The sequence below is a fragment of the Pedobacter gandavensis genome (assembly GCF_032678745.1).
GTDB lineage: Bacteria > Bacteroidota > Bacteroidia > Sphingobacteriales > Sphingobacteriaceae > Pedobacter > Pedobacter gandavensis_C.
Genome location: NZ_JAVTST010000002.1, coordinates 483,025 through 500,731, shown reverse-complemented (window position 1 = coordinate 500,731; position 17,707 = coordinate 483,025). Strand labels below are relative to the sequence as shown.

Below are 17,707 nucleotides of genomic sequence, written 5' to 3'. Positions count from 1 at the left end.
CTTTTCTGGGCCTCTGTTGTTGGTTTTAACTAAATTACCCTGCTCATTAGCAAATAGAACGATTAAGAATTATCTTTGCGACCGGATGAATTTAGCAGAACAGATCAAACATTTAATAAAAAAGGAATTATTGTTAGAGTGGCGTTCCAAATACGCATTAAACGGAGTGCTTTTATACGTTGTCTCTACGGTATTTGTCTGCTTTTTATCTTTTGTGAGTACAGATAAGGTCACTTTAAATGCTTTATTCTGGATCATCATGCTGTTTGCCTCCATCAATGCTGTATCAAAAAGTTTTCTACAAGAGAGTAGGGGTAGGCAGGTGTATATCTATACGATTGCCAGTCCTTTGGCATTGATTATTTCCAAAACGATTTATAATGCATTGCTGATGATGGTGCTTACCGTAATTGCATTGGGCTTTTATATCCTGGTTTTTGATTTTGGTCCGGAGGATTTAGGTTTGTACCTGTTGGCAGCTATATTGGGTAGTTTAAGCTTTTCCACGATTTTTACGATGGTTTCTGCAATTGCTTCCAAAGCTGGAAACGGTGGGATGTTGATGGCGATTTTGAGTTTTCCGATTATCATTCCGGTACTGGTGGTACTGATTAAACTCACTAAAAATGCGATGGATGGTTTAGACCGAAGTGTGAGTATGGACGAAATTGGCTTGTTGCTGATTATTAACGCCTTGGTGATGTCGGTATCGGTCTTATTATTTCCATACCTCTGGAGAGATTAACTTTTTAGTAAGTCCCATGTCATTTACTGTACTTTAAGCCGGAAAGGCCGCTGTTTATCGGCTGATATATAACGGAAGTAGCAAATTTTCTCGCTACATTTGCCGATTAACAGAGTTAAAGAGATCAAATTTTAATGTCAATGTATAAGAACTGGTGGAAAGTATTAGGTGCAATATTGGTGATTTATTCAACCGTTGCTGGTTTTCTAATGAAAACTCCTGAGTTGCCAATTATTCGGGAGAGTATCCGAAATCTTTATTTTCATGTGCCGATGTGGTTTGGCATGATTGTATTATTCAGTATTTCAGTTTTTTACAGCATTAAATCTTTGAGAAGTAATGATCCTACGGATGATATTAAAGCCGTAGAAAGTGTGAATGCAGGGGTGATATTTGGACTTTTAGGTATTGTAACTGGCGCTATATGGGCTAAATTTACCTGGGGACAAGCCTGGAGTTTTGACGTAAAACAAAACTTCGCTGCAATTGCCATTTTACTTTATTTCGCTTATCTGGTACTTCGTAATGCAATTGATGAAGAGCAAAAGAGAGCAAAGATCTCTGCGATTTATAATATTTTCGCCTTTCCAATTATGGTGGTCTTACTATTCGTACTGCCTCGTTTGTCGGATTCATTACATCCGGGCAATGGTGGTAATCCAGGTTTCAATGCCTACGATTTAGATAGCCGCATGAGAATGGTGTTTTATCCGGCTTGTTTGGGTTGGATTCTGATCGGTTGCTGGATTTACAATCTCTTGTACAGACTCCGCGATTTAGAAAGAAATAAACGCTCCAAATAAAATAGGGAATGATCATTTCATAACCTTTAATCATCAAAAGATATTCTAATGAAAAAATTTACAGCCACCTTTTTAATGTTCCTATTAACGCTGCAATTGTTTGCACAGGGAACCGGTTCTTCGATCAGTGATAGCCTTTATGCTTCTGATAAAATATACGTTGTAGTAGCTTGTGTATTGGTAATTCTGCTTGGCTTGCTTTTCTTTCTGTTTACTATAGAAAAAAGATTAAAAAAGTTAGAAAAGAAATAATCGGCTTAAAAGTTATTTTAAATCGTTTAAGCCCTGTTTTGGCGCTTGTTTTGATGTAGTGTGTGCCTTACACTAAGTAATTTACCATTTGCATAAATGGTATTTTTTACTGCAATTTTGCAGGTAATTAGTATAAGAACTTATATTCAATTCATAAAAAACAAAGAATGGCTAATACAGCAAACGACACAAATTTTTTTGCAGATGTATGCAAAAACTTTGACAGTGCGGCACAATTTACTTCCCATCCAGAAGGTCTGTTAACCCAAATTAAAGCTTGTAACAGTGTGTACCGTTTTCAATTTCCTATCCGTAGAGGAAATGGTTTTGAAGTAATCGATGCATGGCGCGTGGAGCATTCTCATCACATGAGTCCTACCAAAGGCGGTATTCGTTACAGTGAGATGGTAAATGAAGATGAGGTAATGGCTTTAGCGGCATTAATGACGTACAAATGTGCGATTGTAAATGTTCCTTTCGGTGGTGCTAAAGGTGGGATTAAAATTACGCCTAAAAACTATACCGTGGGAGAGCTGGAGAACATCACCCGCCGTTATACCACAGAATTAATCAAAAAGAACTTTATCGGTCCTGGTATTGACGTTCCTGCTCCGGATTACGGATCAGGTGAGCGTGAAATGAGTTGGATCGCAGATACTTATATGACCATGAACCCAGGTCAGCTAGATGCTTTGGGTTGTGTTACCGGAAAGCCAATTGCTTTACATGGTATTCGCGGACGTAAAGAAGCGACTGGTCGTGGTGTAGCTTACGCCATCAGAGAATGTGTGACGGTAGCAGAAGATATGGCTAAAATTGGCTTTAAAGCTGGTTTAGGTGATAAAAGAGTGATCGTTCAAGGTTTAGGAAATGTAGGTTACCACTCTGCTAAATTTTTAGCTGAATTTGGTGCTACGATTGTTGGTCTTTGCGAATTTGAAGGTGCCATCTACAATGAGAATGGATTGAACATTGATGAAGTGTTTGCACACCGTAAATTAACAGGATCTATCTTAGGTTTCCCAGGTGCTAAAGAGTTTAAAAACTCTATGGAAGGTTTGGAGCAACCATGTGATATTCTGGTTCCTGCAGCGCTTGAGAATGTGATCACTTCAGACAATATCAGAAACATTCAGGCGAAAATCATCGCTGAAGGTGCGAATGGTCCTTGTACTCCTGAAGCTGAAGCGATTTTCACGGAAATGGGTGGTATCATCATTCCTGATATGTACTGTAATGCTGGTGGGGTAACTGTATCCTACTTTGAGTGGTTGAAAAACCTTTCTCACGTAGCTTTTGGTCGTATGGAGAATCGCTATGCGGAAAATTCAAATAGAAACCTGATCAATACTTTAGAAAGCTTAACTGGTAAAAGCATTCCTGCTGAACACCGCTTAATGATTGTTAAAGGTGCTTCAGAATTGGAATTGGTGAACTCTGGTTTAGAGGATACCATGATTCATTCTTACCATGAGATCAGAGAAACATTAATGAGTAAGCCAGGCATTGAGACGCTAAGAACGGCGGCTTTTGTAGGCTCAATAGATAAAATTGCGATTTCTTATATGAACCTTGGTATTTGGCCATAATCGTTTGAGAATCTTTATAAAAAACGAGCTGCGCATTTGTCTCAGCTCGTTTTTTTTATGTCCTTATTTTTGTCATTTTTCTGTAGCAGTTTGTAATCTGCAACATCTTTTCTTGCCTTACTCTCGTAACTTAGGAAAAAGAGAGGTAAATGATGAGGTATTTAAATTTTATTGCTGTGGTGTCGCTGCTTTTATTAGCGAGCTGTTCTTCAGCTGATCAAAAGCTGCAACAACTGGAAAGTAAAAACGGCTTTGCAGTAATGGTTCCGGCAGTAGGAAATGAAAAACTGGCCACTTTTGCTGGAGGTTGCTTTTGGTCAACTCAGGAAGCGATGATGGAATTGAGAGGCGTTCATAAAGTCATTAGTGGCTATGCTGGTGGAACAAAACCAAATCCAACGTACCAGGATTTGCAATCGCAAACCACAGGATATGCCGAAGCCGTACAGGTTTACTATGACCCCGCTGTTATTTCTTTTGAAACACTTTGTAAAGCCTTCTTTCATGCTCATGACCCGACGCAAGTGAATGGACAAGGTCCAGATATCGGACCTGAATATCGGTCCATTGCATTTTTTCGTTCGCCAGAAGAGTATCGTACGCTTTCCGCATTGATCCACAAATTGGAAAGAACGGATTTTAAAGGCCAAAAAATCGCAACGGAGCTGATTCCTTTTGAAGTAATTTACCCCGCAGAGACTGAACATCAGGATTATTATCAGCGTAATCTGGGGAATAGTTATATCAAAAATGTTTGTGGACCGAAAGTGATGAAACTGAGGGCGAAAATGCCGGAAATCATCAAATCTGACTACCTAAAATAGCGGAAATATTTTCTTTTTCGATCATTGTTCCCTGAATTACATTGTTTTTGTCAGAGAACTATCAATAAATCGTCATCAAAGTGAATTGCAGGGCTCTAAAAGATTTTAGGTAAGTATATTTTTTATCTTTGTGTTCAATCTAAAATTTTATTAGCATCATGAGAAAAAGTGCAATTATTGGTTTGATCACAATAGCCATCTGTGTAGGATTCTTAATCAGTTTGAATGCCGGTACCAGCAACTATTCGACCTTTACTGAGGCTGCCAAAGATTCTAGAGAATTCCATGTGATGGGATTCTGGGAAAAAGAAAAAGGCATGTACTATGATGCGCTAAAAGATGCCAATCATTTCGCTTTCTTTATGAAAGATGAAAAAGGGATGGTGAATAAGGTGGTTTATAAAGGCAGCAAACCCCAAGATTTTGAACGTTCAGAAAAATTAGTTTTAATCGGTAAAATGAAAGATGGTACCTTTTATGCTTCAAAAATATTAATGAAATGTCCTTCTAAATACAACAACGACCTTGTTGAGGTAAAAGCGGACGGTCAGGTAATAAAATACAACTAATCTTAATGGATATACAATTTTTTGGAGAGAACCTCCTGCCCGGTAAAATCGGCCAATTCTTTATTGTTTTAGCATTTGCTGCTTCACTCCTTTCTACGATAGCTTACTTTTTTGCTACTAAGAATAAAGACCTTGGAGATCGATCATGGACACGCATAGGTCGGATTTCATTTCTAATCAACTGGGTAAGTATCCTGGGAATTGGAGTTACTTTATTTTATCTGATTTTAAATCATAATAACGAATATTACTACGTTTATTCGCACTCTTCTAAAGAACTTCCTGTTTATTACATCGTTTCTGCGTTCTGGGAAGGACAGGAGGGAAGTTTCTGGTTATGGGCTTTCTGGCAAGCTTTGTTAGGAGGAATCCTGATCTGGAAAGCGAAGTCATGGGAAAATGGCGTGATGACGGTTGTTGCTTTTTCACAGGTATTCTTAACCTCGATGTTATTAGGGGTAGAGATTTTTGGAGAAAGAATCGGTAGCTCACCGTTTATCCTGTTGAGGGAAGCGGTAAACCTGAAAGATATGGCGCCGGTTGTATTCGCTGATCCTGAAAACTTTAAAAATTATTTGAAATTTATTACTGATGGTAGAGGATTGAATCCATTGCTGCAGAACTATTGGATGGTGATTCACCCGCCAACATTGTTCCTTGGCTTTGCCAGTATGATCGTTCCTTTCGCTTATGCGGTAACTGGTTTATGGCAGAAGAAATATAAAGAATGGGTTAAACCTGCAATGCCATGGGCTTTATTTGCCGTAATGATCTTAGGAACCGGAATTATCATGGGCTCTTTCTGGGCTTATGAAGCCTTAAACTTCGGTGGTTTCTGGGCTTGGGATCCTGTAGAAAATGCATCCATCATTCCATGGTTAACGCTGATCGCAGGAGTACATGTTATGATCGCTTTCAAGAACACTGGACATTCGTTTTTTACTGCAATTATTTTAGTGATTATCAGTTTTGTATTGGTATTGTATGCTTCTTTCTTAACAAGAAGTGGGATCCTTGGAGAAACTTCAGTTCACTCGTTTACAGATCTTGGGATGTTTGGTCACCTGATTTTATACAATGTAGTGTTCCTGAGTATACCTGTGGTATTGTTGATCCTTAGATGGAAAGAATTACCTATTACCAATAAAGATGAAGAAACTTACTCCAGAGAATTCTGGATGTTTATCGGCGCTTTAGTGATTACTGTTGCCTGTATTCAGGTGATCTTCTCTACTTCTGTACCAGTATTCAATGCAGCTTTCGGAACTAAATTTGCACCTCCGATTGATGCGATTAAATATTACAACCAATGGCAGGCACCTTTTGCCATCCTGGTTACAGTGATCTCTGGTTTCGCTCAGTTTATGAAGTACAAGAGAACAGACATTCGCAAATTCTATAGCAGCCTAATCGCTTCAATTGTTTTTGCAATTATCATTACTGCGGGCTTTGTATACCTGACCAATATTTACACCAATTTAATGTACATCCTGCTTACTTTTAGCTGTGTATTTGCCATTCTAGCGAATGCAAGGGTACTGGCTCAAGGGTTGGGTGGTAAGCGTAAATTAGTAGGTGCTGCTGTGGCACACATGGGTTTTGCATTGTTGTTGATCGGTGCTTTAGTTGCTGCGGCAACCAATAAACCAATCTCTATTAATACCACTAACTTTATTCCGGTAAAGGATTTTGAGAAAGCAGAGAAGCCGGGTGAGAATATCGTGTTGTATAAAAATGAGCCTAAGAAAATGGGCAAATACACGGTTACTTATACCAGAGATACAACGATTGCACCAAATACCATTTATACACTGAATTTTAAAGTTTATGATGAAGAAACTGGTAAGCTGAAAGAAGATTTTGAATTGAATCCACATGTTCAGGCGAATGAGAAAATGGGATTGATTGCTTCTCCGGATACCAAACATTATCTGACTTATGATGTGTATACGCACATCACCAGCGCGCCAGATAAAAAGGAAACGCATGAAGATCATGAAGGACATAGTCCGGAAGAAAACTATAAAGCGCCAAGAATTGCAAATGTAAAAGTTGGTGATACTTTACACACCAGTAGTGGTATCATTACCATTAAAGCTCTGAACAATAAACCGGAGGCGAAAAGCCTGGTATTGGGTGCGAACGACCTTGCAGTAGGTTTACCACTGGAAGTTGAAGTGAATGGTAAAGTTTATAAAACTGAGCCGATTTTCCTTGTAAAAGGGAACAATACCTTCGATTTTGCCCGTAATATTGATGAGCTTGGATTGAGATTCAGGTTTACCAAGGTGCTTCCTGATCAAGGGAAAGTAGAGTTGCAGGTTTTCGAAAAACCTCAGCAAGCTAAGGATTGGGTTGTATTTAAATCTATTGAATTCCCATACATCAATTTATATTGGGCGGGTACAATAGTCATGGTGATCGGATTTTTATTGTCGATCCTGAGAAGACAAAAAGAAGCTAAAGTAGTTTAATTATAAATGGCCTGAGCATTCCCGATGATGGTTTCATCTGGAATGCTCAGGCTTTTAATTTGGTTATGAAAATGAAAGTAGTTTGTATTGGTTCTGGCAATGTGGCCACACATTTTTCTACTGCATTTGTTGCAGCAGGATTGGAATTGATACAGGTATGGAGTAAGAATCAAGACCATGCTGCTTTATTGGCAGAGCAGGTAGGCGCACAGGCGATTTCCGACAAAGCGGAGATCCTGTTGGATGCTGATTTATACCTGATTGCAGTAAAGGACGATGCGATCCCGGAAATGGTGGAGGTATTGGCTGACGTAAATGGTTTGGTAGTACATACTTCGGGTGCAACGGATCTGAATGTATTTCCAGATTCAATGAAAAACTTCGGGGTACTTTATCCATTACAAACGTTCTCCCGGAGTAAGGCGCTGGACTTTTCAAAGGTCCCACTTTGTCTGGAGGCAAAAAATGAAGCGGTACTCGCTGTTTTGAAGCAGATTGCATTGAGCTTAAGTCCGCTGGTTTATGAAGTGAATTCTCAGCAAAGAAGGATTTTGCATTTAGCTGCAGTTTTTGCCTGTAATTTTAGCAACCATTTGTATGCAATCGGTCAGGATATTCTGCAAAAGAACCAGCTTGACTTTGAGATTTTAAGGCCTTTAATTATGGAAACCGCTGAAAAAGTACAGCATGCTTTTCCACGCGATGTACAAACCGGTCCGGCCATCCGCAATGATGAACAAACATTAATTAAACATAAAGAATTGTTAACAGGGATGCCTGAACTCCAGGATCTCTATGAAACTTTAAGTAAAAGCATTAAAAAAACATATTAATCACGTAATTGCCGTTTTTGGTGCTTATTTTTGACACATAAATTATGAGTATTTTTAAATTAAAGATAAATTTTGAAGAGCAGGGTAAAGAGCCAATCGAACTTCCAATCGCTGGAGGAGAATCGGTTCTTGATGTATGCCATGATCACGGAATAGAGTTACAACACAACTGCGGTGGTGTTTGTGGATGTAGTACTTGTCATGTTTACGTGACTAAGGGTATGGATAATATTCAGGAAATTTCCGATAAGGAAGAAGACTTTATTGACCGTGCAGTTCGTCCTAGAATTACTTCCAGATTAGGCTGCCAATGTGTAGTGATCAGCGGAGATATCGAAGTGACTATCCCGGACCAATCCGAATTTTTAGGCCATTAATTAACAAACAAACAGCATCATGCAAGATAAATTTGCTTTACCAATTTATTGGAACGACCACGAAGACATCGCTCAGGAATTATATGAGAAATTCGGGGATGAATTCAATGAAGCCAAAATATACCGTATCAGGTTTACTGAATTATTAGAATGGGTACTTTCTCTGCCTAATTTTAAAGGAACCAAAGAAGAGAGTTCTGAAGGTCACCTGGAGCAAATCCAGTCGGCTTGGGTTTATGAATGGAGAGATAACCAAAATTAAACCGAATGTTTCTGCAAAAACTTAAAGAGATTACCACCTTCATTTTTGATGTGGATGGTGTATTGACAAACGGGGATATCCTGGCCTCAGATTCGGGGGAGTTTTTGCGGACATTTAATATTAAAGATGGTTATGCCCTGCAGCTTGCTGTAAAAAAGGGCTACCATGTTTGTATCATCTCCGGCGGTAAAGGCCTGGCGATGCAGAAACGTTTTGAAGGTTTAGGTATCACTGCCGTTTTCCTGGGCGTATCTGATAAAGTACAGGTCTTGAACAATTACCTGGAGAAACACCAGTTGAGTATGGCTGAGGTGACTTATATGGGAGATGACATCCCAGATTTAAAGGTCATGAAACTGGTAGGGCTCCCTACTTGTCCGGCAGATGCCGTTTCTGAAATTAAAGCAATTTCTCAATATATCTCCCCTTATACTGGTGGTAAAACGGCGGTTAGGGAACTGATTGAGAAAGTAATGCGTGTGCAGGGTAAATGGTTTGATGAAAACCCTGCTGCTGCCGATTCCGGCAAATAAATATTCCTGATTAGTTTAGCTTTTTCTTCTTTTATTTGTAATAGATATGTTACATTCGAAAGATTAAACCATGTGATTTTTTTTTGCTCTAATTCTACAAAAAACGGGGCTTTTAATGCTGGACCGAATGTGTTGGATCAGTGTTTTGAACTCAGAACTTAGAGAAATTAAATAGAATCACATGAAGAAATTATTAATGATCTGCGGACTGTTATTCAGTGTAATTACATTCGCACAGGCACAAGATGGAGGTCGTCAGAAAATGACACCTGAGGAAAGAGTTCAAAGAAGCGTAGCAGGTTTGTCTAAAAAACTAAACTTGAACGAAGATCAGAAAACTAAAGCTGCGGCGATATTTTTAGATCAGATGAATGCGATGGAAAAAGCCCGTGCTGCTGGTAACACTGATAAGGAGGCCAGAAGAGCAGAAATGATGAAACTATCGGAAGAGACAGATGCAAAGATTGCTGAAATTTTAACTGCTGATCAGAAAAAAACTTACGAAACATATAAAGCGGAGCGTAAAGAACGCATGAAAGGTAATAGGATGGGTCAGGGACCCAAAGCAGGGGGGGAGCAATAAATCATTTTATTGCAAATAATAAAGGCGGCCATTGGCCGCTTTTGTTATTTTTGCACAAATATTATTTATGTATCAGCAAAAACTTCCCATTATCCTGGCCTCTAAATCTCCACGCAGACAAGAGCTAATGACTGCAATGAACCTTGATTTTAAGGTCGTATTGAAAGAGGTGGATGAGACTTATCCGGAAGACCTGCTTCCAGCAGAAATCGCGGTTTATATCGCAGAGAAAAAAGCAAAGGCATTTGATGAAGACAGCAAAGGAAGTATTATTATTACTGCGGATACCATTGTTGCTTATAATGGCGAGATTCTAGGGAAACCGGAAGATGCACACCATGCCACAGAAATGCTGACTAAATTATCAGGTACCAATCACCAGGTATATACTGGTGTTAGTTTAACGCATAATGGCGAAATGCGTTCCTTTTATGATACTACAGAAGTATTTTTCAATACCTTGACGCCAGCGCAAATTCAATATTACATTAAGAATTACCAGCCTATGGATAAGGCCGGTTCTTATGGTATTCAAGACTGGATCGGTTTAATCGCTGTTGCGAAAATCATCGGTTCTTATACCAATGTAATGGGCTTACCTACAGAACGCCTTTATAAGGCTTTAGCTGAAGGTAACTGGTCTGTCTGATCTTTCAGGCTTGCCAATACCCCCATTTTCAGGTCGTAGGTAGATAAACTCATTTGATGAAGGTTGCCCAGCTCCAGGATATAATCTGTGAGTAGGGTGGCCATCACAATCATATCCACCCTTAATTTGATCAATCCTGGCATCTTTTCTCTTTCCGCATGACTGGAGGCAATAAAGGTTGACGATAATTGCTGATAATCCGAAAGGGGGATCGGGTGTGATTTGATTGCCTTTAGATCCAGCTCTGGATATAGCATTCCTGTAAAGGTTTCAAATGCGCCCGCTGAGCCAATCAAATGACTTGGCTGGTACAAGTTCAGGTTTTCCTTTAAATCGGCTAATTCAGTGGTTAGATGCTGTGTAATCGCAGATCTATCGGAAGTATTGATGGGGTCAGAATGAAAGTAAGCCTGCATCAATCTTGCTGCACCAATATTATAGCTTTTCTTCCAATAGACTTGTTTAGGATCACAAATGATAAACTCTGTGCTTCCCCCTCCAATATCCATGATTAAACAGCGTTCCTGAATAAGTCCAGTGGCTCTTACGCCCTGAAAAATATAGGCGGCTTCTTCTTCACCACTAATGACTGTAATCTCAATTCCTGCATAGCTTTTGGCAGCTTTGACAAAATCTGCACCATTGGCAGCACTACGAATGGCAGAGGTAGCGGTAGCTTTAACCAGTGACACATTGTATTCCTGGATCAGCTGACTGAATTGCTCAAGAGCCAGGAGGCCTCTTTCAAAAGCCTCCTGGATGATTACATTGTCATTAATTTTTCCTTCGCCAAGTCTGACTGGCAGATTGGTTTTAAAAATAACTTTCGCCTCAGGCCCATCAAGATCAGCAATGATCAAATGAAAAGTGTTGGTGCCTAAGTCTATAACTGCAACCCTCATGCTAATTAATTTTTATAAGTAAACCATTTGATCATTTCTTTCAGACTGGTTTTCTTGCCATACATTAAAATTCCTACTCTGTAGATTCTGGAGGCCAACCAAACGGTACCTAAAAATCCGACTACTAAAATAAACATTGATAGCGCCAATTGCCAATCTGGCACCCCATAAGGTAAACGCACTACCATGGCAATAGGTGAAGTAAATGGAATCATGGACAACCAAAAAGCGACAGGCCCATATGGATCATTAGCCACTACGCTTAAAGACAACGCATAACCTACCAATAAAGGCATCATAACGGGCATCATAAATTGCTGGGTTTCAGTTTCACTATCTACGGCCGAACCTATTGCTGCATACAATGCACTATAGAAGAGGTATCCGCCAATGAAAAAGAATATAAATACAATAATGATTTTAGTAAGTGGTAAACTGGCCAGGCTTTTCTGCATAGACAAAACCGGACTATCAATTGCAGCAGTTGCTGGTGTGCTGATGGCTGTACCGTCTTTAGCTTTTATCGTCATTCCGCTGCTTTGTTTTAACTGATCTTTTCCAACTAGGGTGGACACGGCAATGGTAGAGATCGAGGCGGTAAGTACGATCCATAAAATGAATTGTGTAAGTCCAACCAAGGCAATTCCGATGATTTTCCCCATCATCAATTGAAAGGGTTTCACGGAGGAAATCATGATTTCTATAATTCTGCTGGTCTTTTCTTCAATGACACCGCGCATCACCTGGATGCCATAAAGCATGATAAACATGAACATCAGGATACCGGCAATCGTGCCAATAATGGTGCTGGCGCCTGCACTGGAATCTTCTTCTTTACCGCTTTCACCAATCTTTTTATTGTCAATATCTACATTGGTTTTTAAACCATCCAGGTCCTTTTGCGAGATACCTGATGCTTTTAGTTTCTGATTTCGGATCGTGTTTTCTACATCTCCCGTGATCTTTCCATTGAGTGATAAGCCGGCTTGTTTGGTTCCTAGTAGTTGAATGCCAGTGGGTTTGTTCAAATCGAAAGGAGGGATGTACAAAATATAGTCATAGTCTGATTTTTTAATGGAAGCTTTCATCTCCTCCAAAGACTGATCTACATAGGTGTAAGTGATGTTTTTATTAGAGCTGATCTGCTCAGACAATACTTTATTTTCATTAAGTACAGCTACTTTGCTATGGGAGCCTTTTACTCCTTGAATGGAGAAGTAAATGATTAAACCATAAAAAACGGCAATGATAACCGGTGTGAGTAAAGTCATCACAATAAACGACTTTTTCTTTACCCTTGATAAGTATTCTCTTTGTATAATGAGTAAGATTTTGTTCATGGTGTTAGCTTTTTTGGGTTACTTTTTCAATGAAAATATCGTTCATGGTTGGGATGACCTCGTCCAGTCTGTTGATGGAGACATAGGGAAGTAATGCCGATAATACCTGATTGGCAGTCTGATGTTCTCTGATTTTGATTTTAAGTCTTGTTTTTTCTGGAGAGGTTGTGTTTTCCAGCACTTCAAAAACCTCTTTGGCGTTTTCGAAATTATACTCGCCCTGGTATTCCAGCCAGTAGGTATTGTTGCGGTATTGTGCTTTAATCTCCTGAACAGGGCCATCCAGGATTTTCTTAGAACGGTGGATCAGAGCGATGTTGTCGCACAGTTCTTCTACAGATTCCATTCTGTGGGTAGAGAAAATGAAGGTGGCACCTTCTTTATTGAGTTCTAAGATTTCGTTTTTGATGACATCTGCATTCACAGGGTCGAAGCCTGAAAAGGGTTCGTCCAGGATGATTAGTTCTGGTTTATGTAAAACCGTAGCTACAAACTGTACTTTTTGCTGCATCCCTTTACTTAGGTCTTCTACTTTTTTATTCCACCAATCGGCCATTTCGAGTTTTTCGAACCAATATCTGATTCTTTTTGTGGCCTCGGCAGTGCTTAATCCTTTGAGTTTGGCCAGGTATAAAACCTGTTCGCCGATTTCCATTTTTTTATAAAGGCCTCTTTCTTCCGGCAAATAACCGATTTGAGAGATGTGTTGGACGTTAAGTCGTTCTCCGTTAAAAATTACTTCTCCGCTATCCGGGGCGGTAATTTGGGTGATGATTCTGATCAGGGAGGTTTTTCCTGCACCATTTGGGCCTAGGAGGCCAAAGATTTTTCCTTTTTCTACATGTAGACTGACATCATCTAAAGCGCGATGAGCAGCATACTGCTTTACAATATTATTTATAATCAGCATCTTTTAGTTTTATTAGTTTAGTATCCTAACTTATTAAAATGTTACTGATTATTGAGATAATATTTTAAAGTGCAATAAAAATGAGACATAAAAAAAGCCACCCGAAGGTGGCTTTTCTAGCATGCTGACTAATTTACATTAGTCAAAGTATTCTTTCATTTTCTCAAAGAAACTCTTGTCGTTTTTTCCTGGCTGAGGTTTGAAGTTAGGGGATTCCCTAAGTTTCTCCAGCATACTTCTTTCTTCCGAGCTTAATGCTTTTGGTGTCCAGATGTTTACGTGGATGATCTCATCACCACGGTGGTAAGAATTGATTTCCGGGATACCTTTGCCTTTCAAACGTAGCAGTTTGCCGCTTTGAGTACCTGGTTCAATTTTGATTTTTGCTTTACCATCAATAGTAGGAACTTCCGCACTGTAACCTAAAGCCGCATCAACGATAGAAACGTGTAAATCGTAAACGACATTGTTTCCTTCGCGTTTCAGGGATTCATGAGGAATTTCTTCAATCAGGATGATTAAATCACCTGGAATACCACCTTGAGGTGCTGCATTACCTTTACCGCTCATGCTCAGTTGCATACCGTCGCTTACCCCAGCAGGGATATTGATGGTAATGGTTTCTTCGCCGCGAGTGATACCTTCACCATGACAGGAAGTACATTTAGAGGTAATCTGTGAACCGCTACCGTTACAGGTAGGGCAGGTAGAGGTTGTTTGCATTTGTCCCAATATCGTATTGGTTACTCTGCGTACTGCACCACTTCCACCACAGGTTTGACAAGTGCTTACCGAATTACGGTCTTTAGCACCTGAACCATCACAGGTTTTACAGCTAACTTGTTTGTTAACCTTGATTTTCTTTTCTACGCCATTGGCGATTTCTTCCAAGGTAAGTTTTACTTTAATTCGCAGGTTGGTACCTTTCGCTACACGTCGGCCACCACGAGATTGTTGACCACCGCCGCCAAAGAAGCTATCAAATGGGCTGCCGCCACCACCACCAAAGATGTCTCCAAACTGACTGAAGATATCTTCCATGTTCATGCCGCCACCACCATAGCCGCCACCGCCGCCAGAAGCACCGCCAACACCCGCATGTCCATAATGGTCATAGCGTTGTTTTTTCTCTGGATTACTTAAAATCTCATAAGCTTCAGCTGCTTCCTTAAACTTATCCTCTGCTGATTTATCATCCGGGTTTTTATCCGGGTGAAACTTAATGGCTAACTTACGGTAAGCCTTTTTAATTTCTTCAGCAGATGAACTCTTGGATACGCCAAGCACATCATAATAATCTCTCTTGCTCATAAAATATTAACTCCCTACAACGACTTTGGCAAAGCGAATTACCTTGTCGTTTAAAGTGTATCCTTTTTCTAATTCGTCCATCACTTTTCCTTTTAACTCCTCATTTGGAGCAGGAATATTAGTTATTGCCTCATGAAGATCTGTATCAAATGGAGTATGTAATGTTTCCATTTCTTTCAGGCCTTTTTGGCTCAATGTACTTTTTAATTTGTGGTGAACCAATGCCAGTCCTTCAAGGATTGGAGCTACGTCTGTAGCACCTTGCATTGCTTTGTTGGCACGGTCAAAATCGTCCAATACCGGAAGCATAGAGACAATTACGTCTTTACCTGCAGTTTGTAAAAGCTCTACGCGTTCTTTTTGAGTACGACGTTTATAGTTGTCGAACTCTGCAAATAAGCGCAGATATTTATCATTTAATGCAGCAACTTCTTGTTGTAGTTTTTCTTCAACTGAAAGTTCTGGAAGAACTTCTTCTGTTGTTGAAGCGGCATCTGCACTTTCTTCGGCTTGCACGTTGGTTACCTGCTCATCAGCAGTATTTTCCATTATAGGATCTTCGATGTCGTTTTTTTTCTTCTTGCTAAACATGGTATAGTAGAATTTTTGGATTCAAACTCAAAAGGTTTGCCAATGAATGATATCAGCCATACTGTCAGTTTTCAAATGAAAAGACTGACTAGAATGGCTGAATAATAATAATTTGTCAGAATATGGTTACACAATTTGTGCATCCTCATGCACGATACCACCTTCACATTTTATGATTCTGGAAGGTAAAGTACGGATGATATGGTAGTCGTGGGTAGCCATAAGTACAGCGGTTCCTCCCTGACTGATTTGTTTCAGTAACATCACAATTTCTTCAGAAGTATCCGGGTCAAGATTTCCTGTAGGCTCATCGGCCAGGATAATTTCCGGATTGTTCAATAATGCACGGGCAATTACCACACGTTGCTGCTCTCCACCGGAAAGCTCATGAGGCATTTTTCTGATCTTAGAACGTAAACCTACTTTTTCCAATACGTCTTTAATGCGCTCTTGAATTAAGGCTGCATCTTTCCAACCCGTTGCTTTTAATACAAACTCTAAGTTTTTTTCTACCGTTCTATCGGTTAGCAGTTGAAAATCCTGGAAAACAATACCCAGTTTTCTACGTAAATAAGGAACGTCTTTAATCGCCAGGTTCTTTAAATCAAATCCTGCAATCTGTCCTTCACCGTTTCCGATATGAAGGTCGCCGTAAATGATTTTTAGTAAACTACTTTTACCAGATCCCGTCTGACCGATTAGAAAAACGAACTCTCCTTTGTCCACATTCAGATTTACATTAGATAAGACCAGGTGTTTTTGCTGGAACACATCTACGTTCTTTAAGTTTATAACTGCGTTTTCTGTCATGTTTAAATATCTAATTTAGCAATTTGTCCGAAGGGCAAATCGTTCACAAAATTCATTATATAGGTCAATTTCTCCCCTAAACCTAGCTTTTCTAAAGATTTCTCAGGTCTATCTACCCTAAAGTACGCCAATAGCGTGAATTTATCATCCCTTAACTGTACATAGTCTGGGATTTTGGCAATGCCTTTAACTTTGATTACATACATTTTGTTCAAAAATAGTATTTCAAAATGAGAAATGAAGCGGTCGCCCTAATTTTACCTCTTCATGAGTTTGGATACAAGAATCAAGCCTTTATATTCCGTTTAGGAATTCAATGGTGTTTACATTGTCGGCATAATCCCACAATCTTGGCGCCTGGCTTTGTCCCGGTGCCAATACAGTAGTATTTAGCTTTAAATCAGCCTTAGAAACAATACATTGGATGTTTTCCTCTTCTTTAGCCAATCTTTCCTGAACTTCTTCCAGGTTCTCATAGCGTTCATAAAACAGTACTGCCAATGGCGATACCATATTTACATCTTCTTTCAGCAATAGAAATCCATTGTCGAAATGTGTTGCGGCATTGACCAGGTATATTGATTTGTTGTAATCGTAGTTGTTGTTGTATTTAAAATGATTGATGATGTCCTGGAAAGACTCTATAGGCTCGTAGAAATTTTTGATGTCATAGTCTTCAGGGATGAAAAGCTTGGATACATTTCTGCAACCTAATCCGAAGTAATCGAAGATGTCATGACCTAACATTGCGATTTCTTCCCTGCTTTCTTCGCCGGTCAATACCGCTACGCTATTTCTGTTTTTTCTGATGATATTAGGTACTTTACCGAAATAATACTCGAAATATCTGGAGGTATTGTTGCTGCCGGTTGCAATCACCGCATCAAAATCTTTTAGTCTTTCTACATAAACGATGTGATCTGCCAGTAAAGGTTCGATCTCAATTAGTCTTTTCAATAAAGCTGGTAATAGTTTATCATCTGAAGAGGAAAGTTTGATGAGTGCAATGTTTCCTGTAGCCAGAACAGAAATGACATCGTGGAAACCGACCATCGGGATGTTTCCAGCCAGGATCAGTCCTACTTTTTTAGGTGTTTCGCTAACTTTAATGGCTTTAAACCAGGTTTCAATATCCTGGTCATTGAGCATATGATTTAAAGCTTTAAGTGCTTTTTCTACTTCTTCAACAGTGAACCAGGCATTGCTATTTGGCGCTGATAAAATTAAATTTTTAAAGTCAGGATCGGGATTAGCAGTAAATTGACCAAGCTTTTTGAATGCAATTTTGAGTTTTTCAGCAGTAAGGATTGCCATATTCCAATTATTTTAAAGTTTATGTGTTATATTTGC

Annotated in this window: 21 protein-coding genes; 13 read left to right on the top strand and 8 right to left on the bottom strand. The window is 39.4% G+C overall.

The annotated features are described in order from the left end of the window. Positions 1 to 85 precede the first annotated feature (85 nt). The 13 genes from R2S10_RS09900 to R2S10_RS09840 all read left to right on the top strand — a co-directional run bounded on the left by R2S10_RS09900 (position 86) and on the right by R2S10_RS09840 (position 10,493). Positions 86 to 745 carry a heme exporter protein CcmB gene (locus R2S10_RS09900; protein ID WP_316840284.1) on the top strand — a complete coding sequence of 220 codons (660 nt, stop codon included), beginning with the start codon at positions 86 to 88 and terminating at the stop codon, positions 743 to 745. A 140-nt stretch (positions 746 to 885) separates the two neighbouring features. Then, positions 886 to 1,548 (top strand): cytochrome c biogenesis protein CcsA, encoded by a 663-nt coding sequence (gene ccsA / locus R2S10_RS09895; protein ID WP_316840283.1) that lies wholly within the window; start codon positions 886 to 888, stop codon positions 1,546 to 1,548. 48 nt (positions 1,549 to 1,596) lie between these two features. Next, the gene (locus tag R2S10_RS09890; RefSeq protein ID WP_316840282.1) at positions 1,597 to 1,800 is read left to right on the top strand and encodes a CcmD family protein; all 204 of its coding nucleotides are present in this window, start codon (positions 1,597 to 1,599) and stop codon (positions 1,798 to 1,800) included. Positions 1,801 to 1,967: 167 nt separating this feature from the next. Continuing rightward, positions 1,968 to 3,389, top strand: a complete 1,422-nt coding sequence (locus tag R2S10_RS09885; protein ID WP_316840281.1) for a Glu/Leu/Phe/Val dehydrogenase — start codon at positions 1,968 to 1,970, stop codon at positions 3,387 to 3,389. A gap of 149 nt (positions 3,390 to 3,538) precedes the next feature. Next, positions 3,539 to 4,213 (top strand): peptide-methionine (S)-S-oxide reductase MsrA, encoded by a 675-nt coding sequence (msrA, locus tag R2S10_RS09880; protein ID WP_316840279.1) that lies wholly within the window; start codon positions 3,539 to 3,541, stop codon positions 4,211 to 4,213. Between the two features lie 158 nt (positions 4,214 to 4,371). Continuing rightward, positions 4,372 to 4,782 (top strand): cytochrome c maturation protein CcmE, encoded by a 411-nt coding sequence (locus tag R2S10_RS09875; RefSeq protein ID WP_316840277.1) that lies wholly within the window; start codon positions 4,372 to 4,374, stop codon positions 4,780 to 4,782. Between the two features lie 5 nt (positions 4,783 to 4,787). Then, positions 4,788 to 7,256, top strand: coding sequence for a heme lyase CcmF/NrfE family subunit (locus tag R2S10_RS09870; protein WP_316840276.1), 2,469 nt, complete (start codon positions 4,788 to 4,790; stop codon positions 7,254 to 7,256). A gap of 65 nt (positions 7,257 to 7,321) precedes the next feature. Next, positions 7,322 to 8,089, top strand: coding sequence for a Rossmann-like and DUF2520 domain-containing protein (locus tag R2S10_RS09865; protein ID WP_316840275.1), 768 nt, complete (start codon positions 7,322 to 7,324; stop codon positions 8,087 to 8,089). A gap of 44 nt (positions 8,090 to 8,133) precedes the next feature. Next, complete coding sequence (locus tag R2S10_RS09860) at positions 8,134 to 8,466, top strand: 2Fe-2S iron-sulfur cluster-binding protein (RefSeq protein WP_182961363.1); 333 nt, start codon at positions 8,134 to 8,136, stop codon at positions 8,464 to 8,466. A gap of 19 nt (positions 8,467 to 8,485) precedes the next feature. Further along, positions 8,486 to 8,728 (top strand): Fe-S cluster assembly protein IscX, encoded by a 243-nt coding sequence (gene iscX, locus R2S10_RS09855; protein WP_182961361.1) that lies wholly within the window; start codon positions 8,486 to 8,488, stop codon positions 8,726 to 8,728. A gap of 5 nt (positions 8,729 to 8,733) precedes the next feature. After that, on the top strand, positions 8,734 to 9,261 hold the full coding sequence (locus R2S10_RS09850; RefSeq protein WP_316840274.1) for an HAD-IIIA family hydrolase: 528 nt from the start codon (positions 8,734 to 8,736) through the stop codon (positions 9,259 to 9,261). A 181-nt stretch (positions 9,262 to 9,442) separates the two neighbouring features. Continuing rightward, positions 9,443 to 9,844, top strand: a complete 402-nt coding sequence (locus tag R2S10_RS09845) for a hypothetical protein (protein ID WP_316840273.1) — start codon at positions 9,443 to 9,445, stop codon at positions 9,842 to 9,844. Between the two features lie 67 nt (positions 9,845 to 9,911). Continuing rightward, positions 9,912 to 10,493 carry a Maf family nucleotide pyrophosphatase gene (locus R2S10_RS09840; RefSeq protein WP_316840272.1) on the top strand — a complete coding sequence of 194 codons (582 nt, stop codon included), beginning with the start codon at positions 9,912 to 9,914 and terminating at the stop codon, positions 10,491 to 10,493. On the opposite strand, the gene R2S10_RS09835 is transcribed toward R2S10_RS09840, so the two are convergent. The 8 genes from R2S10_RS09835 to R2S10_RS09800 all read right to left on the bottom strand — a co-directional run bounded on the left by R2S10_RS09835 (position 10,457) and on the right by R2S10_RS09800 (position 17,671). After that, positions 10,457 to 11,395: an exopolyphosphatase gene (locus R2S10_RS09835; RefSeq protein WP_316840271.1), complete on the bottom strand. Its 939-nt coding sequence runs from the start codon at positions 11,393 to 11,395 to the stop codon at positions 10,457 to 10,459. The genes R2S10_RS09840 and R2S10_RS09835 overlap by 37 nt on opposite strands. A 5-nt stretch (positions 11,396 to 11,400) precedes the next feature. Further along, entirely contained in the window at positions 11,401 to 12,735 is a 1,335-nt protein-coding gene (locus R2S10_RS09830) for an ABC transporter permease (RefSeq protein ID WP_316840270.1), read from the bottom strand. A 4-nt stretch (positions 12,736 to 12,739) separates the two neighbouring features. After that, positions 12,740 to 13,645, bottom strand: a complete 906-nt coding sequence (locus R2S10_RS09825) for an ATP-binding cassette domain-containing protein (protein ID WP_316840269.1) — start codon at positions 13,643 to 13,645, stop codon at positions 12,740 to 12,742. A 138-nt stretch (positions 13,646 to 13,783) separates the two neighbouring features. Continuing rightward, positions 13,784 to 14,956 (bottom strand): molecular chaperone DnaJ, encoded by a 1,173-nt coding sequence (gene dnaJ / locus R2S10_RS09820; RefSeq protein WP_316840268.1) that lies wholly within the window; start codon positions 14,954 to 14,956, stop codon positions 13,784 to 13,786. Positions 14,957 to 14,962: 6 nt separating this feature from the next. After that, the gene (locus R2S10_RS09815; RefSeq protein WP_316840267.1) at positions 14,963 to 15,547 is read right to left on the bottom strand and encodes a nucleotide exchange factor GrpE; all 585 of its coding nucleotides are present in this window, start codon (positions 15,545 to 15,547) and stop codon (positions 14,963 to 14,965) included. Positions 15,548 to 15,673: 126 nt separating this feature from the next. Next, the gene (locus R2S10_RS09810; RefSeq protein ID WP_316840266.1) at positions 15,674 to 16,357 is read right to left on the bottom strand and encodes a cell division ATP-binding protein FtsE; all 684 of its coding nucleotides are present in this window, start codon (positions 16,355 to 16,357) and stop codon (positions 15,674 to 15,676) included. A gap of 2 nt (positions 16,358 to 16,359) precedes the next feature. Beyond that, positions 16,360 to 16,563: a fructose-6-phosphate aldolase gene (locus R2S10_RS09805; RefSeq protein WP_316840265.1), complete on the bottom strand. Its 204-nt coding sequence runs from the start codon at positions 16,561 to 16,563 to the stop codon at positions 16,360 to 16,362. An 88-nt stretch (positions 16,564 to 16,651) separates the two neighbouring features. Next, positions 16,652 to 17,671, bottom strand: a complete 1,020-nt coding sequence (locus R2S10_RS09800; RefSeq protein WP_316840264.1) for an acyl-CoA reductase — start codon at positions 17,669 to 17,671, stop codon at positions 16,652 to 16,654. Positions 17,672 to 17,707 lie beyond the last annotated feature (36 nt).